Source organism: Hydrogenophaga sp. PBL-H3 (assembly GCF_010104355.1).
Classification (GTDB): domain Bacteria; phylum Pseudomonadota; class Gammaproteobacteria; order Burkholderiales; family Burkholderiaceae_C; genus Hydrogenophaga.
Genome location: NZ_CP044972.1, coordinates 3,606,206 through 3,619,562 on the forward strand (window position 1 = coordinate 3,606,206; position 13,357 = coordinate 3,619,562).

Annotated in this window: 13 protein-coding genes; all 13 read right to left on the bottom strand. The window is 64.3% G+C overall.

What is annotated here, in order from left to right; translation table 11 throughout:
• Window positions 1-14: 14 nt before the first annotated feature.
• The 13 genes from F9Z44_RS16815 to F9Z44_RS16875 all read right to left on the bottom strand — a co-directional run bounded on the left by F9Z44_RS16815 (window position 15) and on the right by F9Z44_RS16875 (window position 13,338).
• The gene (locus tag F9Z44_RS16815) at window positions 15-254 is read right to left on the bottom strand and encodes a BolA family protein (RefSeq protein WP_159607869.1); all 240 of its coding nucleotides are present in this window, start codon (window positions 252-254) and stop codon (window positions 15-17) included.
• Window position 255: 1 nt separating this feature from the next.
• Entirely contained in the window at window positions 256-1,011 is a 756-nt protein-coding gene (locus F9Z44_RS16820) for an ABC transporter permease (RefSeq protein ID WP_159607870.1), read from the bottom strand.
• Window positions 1,008-1,946 (bottom strand): ABC transporter ATP-binding protein, encoded by a 939-nt coding sequence (locus F9Z44_RS16825; protein WP_159607871.1) that lies wholly within the window; start codon window positions 1,944-1,946, stop codon window positions 1,008-1,010. Before F9Z44_RS16825 ends, F9Z44_RS16820 begins: the two co-directional genes overlap by 4 nt.
• A gap of 137 nt (window positions 1,947-2,083) precedes the next feature.
• Complete coding sequence (locus F9Z44_RS16830; RefSeq protein WP_236574168.1) at window positions 2,084-2,380, bottom strand: STAS domain-containing protein; 297 nt, start codon at window positions 2,378-2,380, stop codon at window positions 2,084-2,086.
• A 4-nt stretch (window positions 2,381-2,384) separates the two neighbouring features.
• Complete coding sequence (locus tag F9Z44_RS16835) at window positions 2,385-3,008, bottom strand: MlaC/ttg2D family ABC transporter substrate-binding protein (RefSeq protein ID WP_159608781.1); 624 nt, start codon at window positions 3,006-3,008, stop codon at window positions 2,385-2,387.
• A gap of 117 nt (window positions 3,009-3,125) precedes the next feature.
• On the bottom strand, window positions 3,126-3,863 hold the full coding sequence (locus tag F9Z44_RS16840) for an MlaA family lipoprotein (protein ID WP_159607872.1): 738 nt from the start codon (window positions 3,861-3,863) through the stop codon (window positions 3,126-3,128).
• Window positions 3,864-3,971: 108 nt separating this feature from the next.
• Window positions 3,972-4,451 (bottom strand): outer membrane lipid asymmetry maintenance protein MlaD, encoded by a 480-nt coding sequence (gene mlaD, locus F9Z44_RS16845; protein WP_159607873.1) that lies wholly within the window; start codon window positions 4,449-4,451, stop codon window positions 3,972-3,974.
• A gap of 27 nt (window positions 4,452-4,478) precedes the next feature.
• Window positions 4,479-5,261 carry a lipid asymmetry maintenance ABC transporter permease subunit MlaE gene (gene mlaE / locus F9Z44_RS16850; protein WP_159607874.1) on the bottom strand — a complete coding sequence of 261 codons (783 nt, stop codon included), beginning with the start codon at window positions 5,259-5,261 and terminating at the stop codon, window positions 4,479-4,481.
• The gene (locus tag F9Z44_RS16855; RefSeq protein ID WP_159607875.1) at window positions 5,258-6,094 is read right to left on the bottom strand and encodes an ABC transporter ATP-binding protein; all 837 of its coding nucleotides are present in this window, start codon (window positions 6,092-6,094) and stop codon (window positions 5,258-5,260) included. The genes mlaE and F9Z44_RS16855 overlap by 4 nt, the downstream gene beginning before the upstream one ends.
• Before the next feature lie 85 nt (window positions 6,095-6,179).
• Window positions 6,180-7,646 carry a glutamate synthase subunit beta gene (locus F9Z44_RS16860; RefSeq protein ID WP_159607876.1) on the bottom strand — a complete coding sequence of 489 codons (1,467 nt, stop codon included), beginning with the start codon at window positions 7,644-7,646 and terminating at the stop codon, window positions 6,180-6,182.
• Window positions 7,647-7,672: 26 nt separating this feature from the next.
• Window positions 7,673-12,451, bottom strand: a complete 4,779-nt coding sequence (locus F9Z44_RS16865; protein WP_159607877.1) for a glutamate synthase-related protein — start codon at window positions 12,449-12,451, stop codon at window positions 7,673-7,675.
• Window positions 12,448-12,627: a hypothetical protein gene (locus F9Z44_RS16870; RefSeq protein ID WP_159607878.1), complete on the bottom strand. Its 180-nt coding sequence runs from the start codon at window positions 12,625-12,627 to the stop codon at window positions 12,448-12,450. Before F9Z44_RS16870 ends, F9Z44_RS16865 begins: the two co-directional genes overlap by 4 nt.
• Window positions 12,628-12,636: 9 nt before the next feature.
• Window positions 12,637-13,338 carry a transposase gene (locus F9Z44_RS16875; RefSeq protein WP_159607879.1) on the bottom strand — a complete coding sequence of 234 codons (702 nt, stop codon included), beginning with the start codon at window positions 13,336-13,338 and terminating at the stop codon, window positions 12,637-12,639.
• Window positions 13,339-13,357: the final 19 nt, after the last annotated feature.

A 13,357-nucleotide genomic window follows, 5' to 3' on the forward strand; every position in this document is an offset into this window, starting at 1 on the left:
GCCTGGCGATCGGTTCAGGGTTGGGCCGCCCATTCGGCGGGGGTGTAGGTCTTCATCGACAAGGCGTGCACCTCGTCGGTCTGGATGCGCCCACCCAGCGTGCCGTAAACGGCCTGGTGGCGCTTGATCAGACGCAGACCTTCAAAGGCAGGCGACACGATCACTGCAGCCCAATGGCGGCCATCCCCGGTGACTTCGAGGTGTTCGCACGGCAAGCCGGCGGCGATGAGGGTCTGCAGTTGTTCAGCGGTCATGTCAGTTGCGAATTTTGTAGCCGGTCTTGAGCAGGTGCAGCGCGATTGCGCTCACGATGGCGAGCGCGCCGCCCACCAGTGCCAGGCTGATCCAGGGCGACACGTCACTCACGCCGAAGAAGCCGTAGCGGAAGCCGTCGATCATGTAGAAAAACGGGTTGAGGTGGCTCACTTTTTGCCAGAACTCGGGCAGGGAGTGGATTGAGTAGAACACGCCCGAGAGGAAGGTCATGGGCACGATGATGAAGTTCTGGAACGCGGCCATCTGGTCGAATTTCTCGGCCCACAGGCCGGCAATCAGGCCAAGTGCGCCCAGCAAGGCCGCGCCCATGAAGCCGAACGCCAGGATCCACAGAGGCGCCACCAGCGAGGGCTGGGCAAACCACCAGGTGACCACCATCACCCCGGTGCCGACCGCGAGGCCTCGCACGATGGACGAACCCACGTAGGCCACGAACCAGGCGCGGTGCGACAGCGGCGTGAGCAGCAGGAACACCAGGTTGCCCATGATCTTGCTCTGGATCAGCGAAGACGAGCTGTTGGCAAAGGCGTTCTGCAGCACGCTCATCATCACCAGGCCGGGCAGCAGGAAGGCGGTGTAGCTCACCGACTCAAAGACCTGCACCCGGTCTTCGAGCACATGGCCGAAGATCATGAGGTACAGGATGGCGGTGATCACCGGCGCGGCCACGGTCTGGAAACCCACCTTCCAGAAACGCAGCACTTCCTTGTAGAACAGCGTCTGCCAACCGGTCATGCTGGCACCTCTGCAGGGTTCGCGGCCCGAGGCTGTGCGCCCGTGAGATCGAGGAACACGTCTTCCAGATCGGCCTTGCGGATCTCGATATCTTCCGGCACCACGCCCGCCTCGCGCAGGCGGGCCAGGATGCGCTCGACCGCCAGTGCGTCATTGGCCGGCAGTTGCACCACGCGGCCGGTGATGCGGGCCTGCACAGCCAGGTCGGTCGGCAGCGTGGCGTCGGTCTTGAAGCGCAGCACGTTGGAGGCTGCACGCGCGAGCAGCGCCGAGGTGGTTTCGAGCGCCACCACCCTGCCCTGCTTGAGCATGGCGATGCGCCCGCACAGGGCCTCGGCCTCTTCAAGGTAGTGCGTGGTCAGCAGCACGGTGCTGCCCAGGCGCTTGTTCAGGTCGGATATGAATTGCCACAAGGTCTGGCGCAACTCCACATCCACACCCGCGGTGGGTTCGTCGAGCACGATCACCGGTGGCTTGTGCACCAAGGCCTGCGCGATCAGCACGCGGCGCTTCATGCCGCCTGAGAGCTGGCGCATGTTGGCGTTGGCCTTGTCGGTGAGGCCCAGGCCCTCCAGCAGTTCGTCGATCCACGCGTCGTTGCGCTGGATGCCGAAATAGCCAGACTGGATGCGCAGCGCTTCGCGCACGTTGAAGAAGGGGTCGAACACCAACTCTTGCGGCACCACACCCAGCTGGCGGCGCGCCGTCTGGTAGTCGGCCTGCACGTCGCTGCCGTGCACCAGCACGCGACCCTCTGTGGCGCGGGCCAGGCCGGCCAGGATGCTGATCAGCGTGGTCTTGCCGGCGCCGTTGGGTCCGAGCAGACCGAAGAACTCACCGGCTTCGATGTCGAACGACACCGATTGCAGTGCCTGCACGGCACCGCGCGACGACGGATAGCTTTTGGAAACGTTTTGAAAGGAAACAGCGGACATGCGCGGGGGAAACCACTGAGGTCATGGGCCGCGCGCAAGAGATTGGGCGGCGGTTGGCGAACCGCGTATTTTAGGCCCGGCGGGGTGTCCGCACCGCGCGTGGGGCAAGGCCCGGCGCCGGGGCGATCCGCAAGCCCTCAGGGCGCGAGCAGTTCACCCACGCCGTACAGGCCCATCAGGTCTTCGAGCCGTCGCGGCCAGTTGTTCACCTGCAGGGTCTTGCCCTCGGCGCGCAACTGGCGCCGCAGCTCCAGCAGCACGGCCACGGCCGACGAGTCAAACACCCGCAGCGAAGCGGCATCCAGCGTCACCACCGGACCCGCCTGCTGCGAGAGAGCCTGTTTCAGTTCAAACAAGGTCCTGCCGGCTTCTGCCAGCGTGACCTGCGGTGGCAAGGCCGCCACACCGGCGGCTGTTGACGTGGCGATGGTCACGGGCTCAGCTGGTCTTGGCGGTGTTGGACTTGTTGCGCTGCACCAGCGACGCGATCAGGCCGTCGATGCCCTTGGCATTGATTTCCTGCGCGAACTGGGTGCGGTAGGTTTCCACCAGCCACACGCCGAGCACGTTGATGTCATAGATTTTCCAGCCGCTGGCGGTCTTTTCCAGGCGGTAGTCGAGCTGGATCGGGTCGCCCTTGCCGCGCACTTCGGAGCGCACCACCACCTCGGTGTCTTCGGGCTTGGAGCGCATCGGTTTGAAGGTCACGGTCTGGTCTTTCACCTCGCCGAGCGCGCCCGAGTACGTGCGCACCAGCAGGATCTTGAACTCGTCCTGCAGTTGCTTCTGCTGCTCGGGCGTGGCCTGACGCCAGAAACGACCGACCGCAGAAGACGTCATGCGGGTGAAGTTGACGCTGGGCAGTATCTTGCTGTCGACCAGCGCCACGATGCGGTTCACATCGCCTGCCTGGATGGCGGGATCGGCCTTCACGGAGGCCAGCACGTCGCTGGAAATGCGCTTGACCAGGGCGTCGGGTGCTTCTTCCTGCGCCAGGGCGGGCACGGACATCACAACGGCGGCGGTGATCGCTAGGGCGGCGAGCCAGGAGCGGCGTTTCATCATGGAATTCTTCCTTTCGGGGCCAGGGGCCCAGCTGCAGACAACGCAGCGTAATTCATCAGAACGGTACGAATATGAAGCAGTTCCGCTTCATTCGTTGCGATACGTATCAGCGTGTCATTGGTCTCTGCCGCCCAGACCGATCCCTTTGTCGATCATGTCGTCGATCTGGCTCTGGCGGCGGTTGAGGTACAGATCGCGCGTGAAGCTGTATTTGTCCAACGCGGCGTCTTCCAGCAGCGATGACGCACGCAGCAAGCCGGCACGGGTATCGACCACGCGCAGCGCGGTGAGTGAGTTGCGGGCCGACACATCGTTCAGGCCGGAGACCGGGTCCACGCTCATGTCGACCACCAGGCCAGTACCGTCGCGCACCGACGAAGGACCGAAGATCGGCAGGACGAGATAAGCACCGGACGGCGCACCCCAGCGGCCCAGGGTCTGACCGAAGTCCAGGCGGGTGCGGGGAATGCGGGCTTCGGTGGCGATGTCGAGCAAGCCTGCCAGGCCAAACACCGTGTTGACGCTGAAACGCATCAGGTTCTCGGTGGCTTCGCGCGGGCGCAACTGGAGCGCCGCATTGGCCGCCGACCACAGATCGCCGATGTTGCTGAAGAAATTGTTCACACCGGTCTGCACCGGGCTGGGCGTGACGTCCTTGTAGACGGTGGCCACCGGCTTGAGCACCGCGGTGTCCACCGCATCGTTGAACCGGTAAACACCGCGGTTGAACGGCTCCAGTGGATCGCGCGGGTTGGCGTCGGGGCCGGTGGCGCAGCCAGTGAGCACGGCCAACGCCATGCCACCAGCCAGCAGGCCTGTGGACCGGCTGGTCTTGGCGAGTGTGTCTTTCATCTTGGAACCCCCTGGGCGCAGCGCCCGAATCGTTGTTGCTTGAGCAACCTGCATTCTTGTCAGGTTGCAGCGTCTTGTCTCGTCGCTCCGCCAGAAGCCCTGTTGGGCTTACTCGGCGGGCTTGGCATCACCGCCATCGGCGGCCTTGCTGAACAGAAACTGGCTGATCAGGTTTTCGAGAATCACCGCCGACTGCGTCTGGGTGATCACGGCGCCCGCGGCGATGTTCTCGGGGTCGCCGCCCGGCTCGATGCCGATGTACTGCTCGCCCAGCAGGCCGCTGGTGAGGATCTTGAGCGAGCTGTCCTTGGGGAAGGCGTAGCGCGACTCCAGCGCCAGGGTGATGTTGGCCTGGAAGGTCTTGTCATCGAACGTGATGGATTCAACCCGCCCGACCACGACACCCGCACTGCGCACCGCAGCCTTGGGCTTGACGCCACCGGCGTTGTCAAACCGGCCCACGACCTGGTAGGTCTTTTCGAAGTTGAGGCTGAGCAGATTGGCCGACTGCAGGGCCAGGAACAGGATGGCCACGGCGCCGATCAGCACGAAGAGGCCGACCCAGATGTCGTTTTTGGAAGTTTGCATGTTGATCTCCGCTGAAGGGATGTGGCCTCAGATGCTGAACATCGTGGCGGTGAGGATGAAGTCCAGCGCCAGCACGGCCAGCGACGCGACCACCACGGTGCGGGTGGTGGCGCGCGACACACCCTCGGGCGTGGGGTGCGCGCTGTAGCCCTGAAGCAGGGCAATGAAGGTCACGGCGAAACCGAACACCACGCTCTTGAGGACGCCGTTGCCCACATCGGCCCAGACGTCCACGCCTTCTTGCATCTGACTCCAGAACGACCCGCCGTCCAGGCCGATCATGAGCACGCCCACCACCCAGCCACCGATGACGCCGATGGCGCTGAAGATGGCGGCCAGCAAGGGCATGGCGATCACACCGGCCCAGAAGCGCGGCGCCAGCACGCGGCGCACCGGGTCCACCGCCATCATTTCCATGGCGCTGAGTTGCTCTCCGGCCTTCATGAGGCCGATCTCGGCCGTGAGCGACGTGCCGGCGCGACCAGCGAACAGCAAGGCGGTGATCACGGGCCCCAGCTCGCGCACCAGCGAGAGCGTGACCAGAACACCCAACGCCTCGGTGGCGCCGTAACGCTGCAGCGTGTAGTAGCCCTGCAGACCCAGCACGAAGCCGACGAACAGGCCCGACACGCCGATGATGGCCAGTGAATGGTTGCCCAGGAAATGGATCTGGTCGCGCAGCAGCGCCGGGCGGCGCAGCACCGCGCCCAGCAGCCACAGCAGACGGGCCAGCAGGCGCGTGCTGGTGCCGATGTCGGCGATCTGGGTGCGAACCGAAAAACCCAGGCGGGCGAGCCAGGCGGTGGTCATGCCTGCTCCTTGTGAGCAGCGTGACCGCCGTTGCCGAAGTCTTCTTCCAGGCTGGGGCCGGGGTGGTGGAAGCGCACCGGCCCATCGGGCAAGGCGTTGACGAACTGTTTGACCAGCGGGTCTTCGCTGTGGCGCACCTCGTCGGGCGTGCCTTGCGCCGCAATCCTGCCGTTGGCCAGCACGATGACCTGGTCGGCAATGTGGAAGGTCTCGTCCAGGTCGTGCGAGACGACGATGCTGGTCAGGCCCATGGCGTCGTTGAGCTGACGGATCAGCCGGGCAGCGGTGCCCAGGGAGATCGGGTCCAGGCCGGCGAAGGGTTCGTCGTACATCACGAGTTCGGGGTCGAGCGCAATCGCCCGGGCCAGAGCCACGCGCCGGGCCATGCCACCCGAGAGCTCGCTGGGCATGAGGTCGCGCGCGCCGCGCAGGCCCACCGCATTGAGTTTCATCAGCACGATGTCTCGCACCAGCGCCTGTGGCAGCGTGGTGTGCTCGTGCAAAGGAAAGGCGACGTTGTCGAACACGCTCATGTCGGTGAACAAGGCGCCGAACTGAAACAGCATGCCCATGCGCCGGCGTGCGGCGTACAGGGCTTCGGCCCGCATGGTGGTGATGTCCTGACCGTCGAACAGGGTCTGGCCCTTCTGGGCGCGGATCTGTCCACCAATGAGGCGCAGCACCGTGGTCTTGCCGCCGCCGGACGCGCCCATGAGCGCCGTGACCTTGCCGCGGGGCACGGTCAACGTGACGTTGTCGAGGATGGCGCGCTCGCCGTACCCGAAGGTGAGGTTGCGCAGTTCGACCAGTGGAGGAGCGTTTTCGATGGGCATCAAACAAAAACCGGGCAGTGGATGCCCGGTCGTTGAATGATAAGGGATTCGGGGTAAACCCGAGTCCCTTGGGGCTGCGCCGTTCTCAGCGCGGCAGGTCGGAGAAACCCATGAGGAATTCGTCGACCGAGCGCGCGGCCTGGCGGCCTTCGCGGATCGCCCACACCACCAGACTCTGGCCGCGGCGCATGTCGCCGGCGGCGAACACCTTGGGCACATTGGTGGCGTAGCCGCCGGTGAATTCGGTGCTGGCCTTGGCGTTGCCGCGACCGTCCTTGTCAACGCCGAAGCCGTCGAGGATGCTGGCGACCGGGTTCACGAAACCCATGGCCAGCAGCACCATGTCGGCCTGGTAGGTCTTCTCGGTGCCGGCGATCTCGACCAGCTTGCCGTCTTTCATCTCGACATGCACGGTCGTCAAACCCGTGACCTTGCCCTTGTTGCCGATGAATTCCTTGGTGGAGATGGCGAACTCACGCACGCAACCTTCTTCGTGGCTGGAGCTGGTGCGCAGCTTGAGCGGCCAGTAGGGCCACACCAGGGGTTTGTTTTCCTCTTCGGGCGGCTGAGGCATCACCTCGAACTGGGTCACGCTCACAGCGCCGTGGCGGTTGCTGGTGCCCACGCAGTCGGAGCCGGTGTCGCCACCGCCGATCACGATCACGTGTTTGCCGTCGGCGCGCAACTGGCCCTTGAGCTTGTCGCCAGCGTTGATCTTGTTTTGCTGCGGCAGGAATTCCATCGCGAAATGGATGCCGTCGAGGTCGCGACCGGGCACGGGCAAGTCGCGGCTCTGCTCGGAGCCACCGGTGAGCAACACGGCGTCGAAGTCTTTCTTCAGTTGCTCGGGGGTGATGGTTTCCTTGGCCCAGTTGGTGACCTTGCTGTCCTTGGGCAGCGCGCCCACCATCACGCCCGTGCGGAACACCACGCCTTCGGCCTCCATCTGCGCCACGCGGCGATCGATGTGGCTCTTCTCCATCTTGAAGTCGGGAATGCCGTAACGCAGCAGGCCGCCCACGCGGTCGTTCTTCTCGAACAAGGTCACGTCGTGGCCAGCGCGCGCCAGCTGCTGGGCTGCGGCCATGCCGGCCGGGCCGGAGCCGACGACGGCCACCTTTTTGCCGGTCTTGTGGCGCGGCGGTTGCGGCTGCACCCAGCCCTCGGCCCAGGCGCGGTCGATGATGGCGTGCTCGATCGACTTGATGCCCACTGCGTCGTCGTTGACGTTGAGGGTGCAGGCGGCCTCGCACGGTGCCGGGCAGATGCGGCCGGTGAACTCGGGGAAGTTGTTGGTGCTGTGCAGCACCGTGATCGCGTTCTTCCAGTCGCCCTGGTAAACGAGGTCGTTGAAGTCCGGAATGATGTTGTTGACCGGGCAGCCGCTGTTGCAGAACGGCGTGCCGCAGTCCATGCAGCGCGCGGCTTGCACCTTGGACTGCTGCTCATCCAGCGCAACGACGAATTCCTTGTAGTGCTTCAGGCGCTCGGGCACGGGCTTGTAGCCCTCTTCCAGACGCTCGTATTCCATGAAGCCGGTGACTTTTCCCATGATGCGTGTCCTTCGGTTGCGTTGGCTTATTTGGCGGCAGAGGTGGCTTTTTTCGCCGTGGCCTGGGCCTTGGTGGTCGCCTCAGTTGCGTTCTTGCGAGCGTGGATCTCACCCAGCGCGCGCTTGTACTCGTTCGGGAAGACCTTCACGAACTTGTCGCGCGCCTGTGCCCAGGTGTCCAGCAGTTCGCGCGCGCGCTTGCTGCCGGTCCAGCGGTTGTGCTCTTCGAGCAGCTTTTTCAACTGCGCTTCGTCGCTCAGGCCACGGTGCCAGATGGCCTTGTCCATGGTGGCTTCCTGCTCGGCGGCGCTCAGCACCTTTTCCATGCTGACCATGGCGGTGTTGCAGCGCTTGGCGAACTGGCCGTCTTCATCAAACACGTAGGCCACGCCGCCGCTCATGCCGGCGGCAAAGTTGCGCCCGGTCTTGCCCAGCACCACCACGGTGCCGCCGGTCATGTATTCACAACCGTGGTCGCCCGTGCCCTCCACCACGGCGGTGGCGCCCGAGAGACGCACCGCGAAGCGCTCGCCGGCCACGCCGCTGAAGAAGGCTTCACCGGTGGTGGCGCCGTACATCACGGTGTTGCCCACGATGATGTTGCGCGCGGCTTCACCGCGGAAGTCGATGCTGGGGCGCACCACCACGCGGCCGCCCGACAGGCCTTTGCCGGTGTAGTCGTTGGCGTCGCCGATCAAATACAGCGTGATGCCGCGCGTGAGGAACGCACCGAACGACTGGCCGCCCGTGCCTTCGAGCTGGATGCGGATGGTGTCGTCCGGCAGGCCTTCGGGGTGCACCTTCGTGACCGCGCCGGAGAGCATGGCGCCCACCGAGCGGTTGACGTTGCGCGCCACCTCGATGAACTGCACGCGCTCGCCTTTGTCGATGGCGGCGCGGGACTTGGCGATCAGGATGTTGTCGAGTGCCTTGTCCAGGCCGTGTTCCTGCTCCTGCGTGTGCAGGCGCGGCACGTCGGCCGGGACGTTGGGCAGGGCGAGCAGGCGGCTGAAGTCGAGGCCGCGTGCCTTCCAGTGCTCGATACCCTGCTTCATGTCGAGCAGGTCGGCGCGGCCGATCAGGTCGTCGAACTTGCGGATGCCCAGCTGGGCCATGATCTGGCGCACTTCTTCGGCGATGAAGAAGAAGTAGTTCACCACGTGTTCGGGCTTGCCGCTGAATTTCTTGCGCAGCGCCGGGTCTTGCGTGGCCACGCCCACCGGGCAGGTGTTGAGGTGGCACTTGCGCATCATGATGCAGCCCTCGACCACCAGCGGTGCGGTGGCGAAGCCGAACTCGTCGGCACCGAGCAGCGCACCGATGGCGACGTCGCGACCGGTCTTCATCTGGCCGTCGGCCTGCACGCGGATGCGGCTGCGCAGGCGGTTGAGCACCAGCGTCTGCTGGGTTTCGGCCAGGCCGATTTCCCAGGGGCTGCCAGCGTGCTTGATCGACGACCAGGGCGAGGCGCCCGTGCCACCGTCATGCCCTGCGATCACCACGTGGTCGGCCTTGCACTTGGCCACGCCTGCGGCGATGGTGCCCACGCCGATTTCGGACACCAGTTTGACGCTGATGCTCGAATGCGGCGCCACGTTCTTCAGGTCGTGGATGAGCTGCGCGAGGTCTTCGATGGAGTAGATGTCGTGGTGCGGCGGCGGGCTGATGAGGCCCACGCCCGGCACGCTGTGGCGCAGCTTGCCGATGTAGTCGCTGACCTTGCCACCGGGCAGCTGGCCGCCTTCGCCGGGCTTGGCGCCCTGCGCCATCTTGATCTGGATCTGGTCAGCGCTGTTGAGGTATTCGGCGGTGACACCGAAGCGACCCGAGGCCACCTGCTTGATCTTGGAGCGCATGGAGTCGCCGGCCTGGAGCACGTAGTCGACTTCAAAGGTGTCCTTGCCCAGCAGGTCGGACATGGTCTGGCCCTGCTTGATTGGAATGCCCTTGAGCTCGTTGCGGTAACGCAGCGCGTCTTCACCACCTTCGCCGGTGTTGCTCTTGCCGCCGATGCGGTTCATGGCCACTGCCAGCGTGGCGTGCGCCTCGGTGGAGATGGAGCCGAGCGACATGGCGCCGGTGGCGAATCGTTTGACGATCTCCTTCGCCGACTCCACCTCGTCGATCGGGATCGCCTTGGCCGGGTCGATCTTGAACTCGAACAGGCCGCGCAGGGTCATGTGGCGGCGGCTCTGGTCGTTGATGAGCTGCGCGTATTCCTTGTAGGTATTCCAGTTGTTGGCACGCGTGCTGTGCTGCAGCTTGGCGATGGCGTCGGGCGTCCACATGTGCTCTTCGCCGCGGGCGCGCCAGGCGTATTCACCACCGGCGTCCAGCATGGTGGCGAGCACCGGGTCGTCGCCGAAAGCTGCCTTGTGCATGCGGATGCTCTCTTCGGCGATCTCGAACACGCCGATGCCGCCCACGCGGCTGGCCGTGCCGGTGAAGTACTTGTTCACCGTCTCGGTGTTCAGGCCGATGGCTTCGAACAGCTGCGCACCGCAATACGACATGTAGGTCGACACGCCCATCTTGGACATGATCTTGGACAGGCCCTTGCCGATCGCCTTGACGTACTGGTAGATCGCCTTGTCGGCGCTCAGGTCACCCGGCAGGCCCTTGTGGATCGCGGTGAGCGTGTCCATGGCGAGGTAGGGGTGCACCGCTTCGGCGCCGTAACCCGCGAGCACCGCGAAGTGGTGCACTTCGCGCGCGGTGCCGGTCTCCACCACCAGGCCGGCGGTGGTGCGCAGACCTTCACGCACCAGATGCTGGTGGATGGCCGAGAGCGCGAGCAGCGCGGGGATGGCGATCTGCGTGGCGCTGATGGCGCGGTCGCTGATGATCAGGATGTTCTTGCCACCCTTGATGGCATCCACCGCGCTGGCGCACAACGAGGCCAGTTTGGCTTCCACGCCTGCACGGCCCCAGTCGGCCGGGTAGGTGATGTCCAGCGTGTGGCTGCGGAACTTGCCCTGCGTGGCCGATTCGATGTCGCGCAGCTTGGCCATGTCGGTGAAGTCGAGCACAGGCTGGCTCACTTCCAGGCGCATCGGTGGGTTGACCTGGTTGATGTCAAGCAGGTTGGGCTTGGGGCCGATGAAGGACACCAGCGACATCACGATCGCCTCGCGGATCGGGTCGATCGGCGGGTTGGTCACTTGTGCGAACAGCTGCTTGAAGTAGTTGTAGAGCGGCTTGTTCTTGTCGGAGAGCACGGCCAGCGGGCTGTCATTGCCCATGGAGCCGATGCCCTCTTCCCCATTGGCGGCCATCGGGCTCATCAGGAACTTGATGTCTTCCTGCGTGTAGCCAAAGGCCTGCTGGCGGTCCAGCAGTTCGGGCGCGACGTTTTCCATGCCGCCGGTTTGCGGCTCGGTGGCGCTGATGCGCTGCTCCTGCGCCGATTCGCCGGCCACCGGCGTGTCGACGTCATCCAGGCGGATGCGCAGGTTGTCGATCCACTGCTTGTAGGGCTTGTTGTTGGCGAGGTTGGCCTTGAGCTCCTCGTCATCGATCATGCGGCCCTGCTCCAGATCGATCAGGAACATCTTGCCGGGCTGCAGGCGCCACTTGCGCACGATCTTGTTCTCGGGCACGGGCAGCACACCCGACTCGGAGCCCATGATCACGAAGTCGTCGTCGGTGATGCAGTATCGCGAGGGACGCAGGCCGTTGCGGTCGAGTGTGGCGCCGATCTGGCGACCGTCGGTGAACACGATGGAGGCCGGGCCGTCCCACGGCTCCATCATGGCGGCGTGGTATTCGTAGAAGGCCTTGCGGCGCTCGTCCATGGTGGTGTGCTGCTCCCACGGCTCGGGAATCATCATCATCACGGCCTGCGCCAGCGGGTAGCCCGCCATGGTCAGCAGCTCCAGGCAATTGTCAAACGTGGCGGTGTCGGACTGGCTGGCAAAGCTGATCGGGTAGAGCTTCTGCAGGTCGGCACCCAGCACGGGGGATGACATCACGCCCTCGCGCGCCTTCATCCAGTTGTAGTTGCCCTTGACGGTGTTGATCTCGCCGTTGTGCGCCACGTAGCGGTAGGGGTGGGCCAGTGGCCACTCGGGGAAGGTGTTGGTGGAGAAGCGCTGGTGCACCAGGCCCAGGGCCGAGACACAACGCTCGTCTTGCAGGTCGCGGAAGTAGGTGCCCACCTGATCGGCCAGCAACAGGCCCTTGTAGACCACGGTGCGGCTGCTCATGCTGACCACGTAATACTCTTTGCTGTGCGTGAGCTTGAGGCGCTGGATGGCGCCGCTGGCGGTCTTGCGGATCACATACAGCTTGCGCTCCAGCGCGTCCTGCACGATCACGTCGTTGCCGCGGCCGATGAAGACCTGGCGGATGATGGGCTCCTTCTCGCGCACGGTGGGCGACATCGGCATGTCGCGGTTCACCGGCACGTTGCGCCAGCCCAGCAGTACCTGGCCTTCGGCCGCAATGGCACGCTCCATTTCCTGCTCACAAGCCAGACGGCTGGCGTGTTCCTTGGGCATGAAGATCATGCCCACGCCGTACTCACCTGCCGGCGGCAGCGTCACGCCTTGCGCGGCCATTTCTTCCCGGTACAGCGCATCGGGCAGCTGGATCAGCAAACCCGCGCCGTCGCCCATGAGCTTGTCTGCACCGACCGCGCCCCGGTGGTCCAGGTTCTCAAGGATCTTCAATCCCTGCTGCACGATGCCGTGGCTCTTTTCACCCTTGATGTGCGCCACGAAACCGACGCCACAGGCATCGTGTTCGTTGGAAGGGTCGTACAGACCGTGTTGCTGGAGGTGCTGCTTTTCGGCTGCCGTGGTCATGGCGCTTCCTTCTCGGTTCGGGGGCGTTGATTCAAAAACGGGGACTGTGGAGCATATTGCATTGCAACAACAATGCCAAGCACAATAATTGGGGTCAGATTCCAATTTCGTCCATAAAATTTTAAGCTGATTTCAATTGGGGACACATCATTTTTCCCTGCGGTCGTCGTGGTCACCGAGCGCATTCAGGCGTGTTCCGCAGGTGTCACTGCAGGTCGGCCAGCGCGCGACTTGGTGATCCGGCGCGGCGTCCGTTTTTGCAACTCGTCAACAAAATCGGCGTCACCCAAGGCCCAGCCGTGCAAGGTGGACTGCGTGATTGCTTTCTGCTCGCCCATGGTCAGGCCTGCCCGCACCAATTCGGTGTATGCGGCCTCTCTCGCAAATGGCGTGTTGCCCAGACTCCAGTAGAGGGGGTGGGGTGTGACGCGCCGATCGAGGGCTTGTCCGATGAAATGGCGGTGACTCGACCAGGCGTATTGCCTGGGGTCACCGACCATGCCGGCGCGCACCGGATTGAGATCCAGGTAAACCATGCACGCGAGCAAATAACGATCGGTCTGGATCAAAGTGGACTTGTACCGGCCCTCCCACAGCGTGCCTGTGCGCTGATACAGGTCGTTGAAATAGCGGACGTACCGCCGACCGACCGCCTGCATCATCAGCGGAACGCCCTCCCCGGTTTCGGGTGTGAGCAGCAGATGGAAATGGTTGTCCATGAGCACATAGGCGTTGATCGCGACCCGGTGCTTTTTGGCGTTTTCGCTCAACAGCTCAAGCAGCACCTCGCGGTCGGCATCGGACTTGACGATCGCTTGCCGGTTGTTGCCACGCTGGATCACGTGGTGGGGGTAACCGGCAACGGTGAGGCGGGGCAGACGGGCCATGATGGTGAGCAAATTGAGT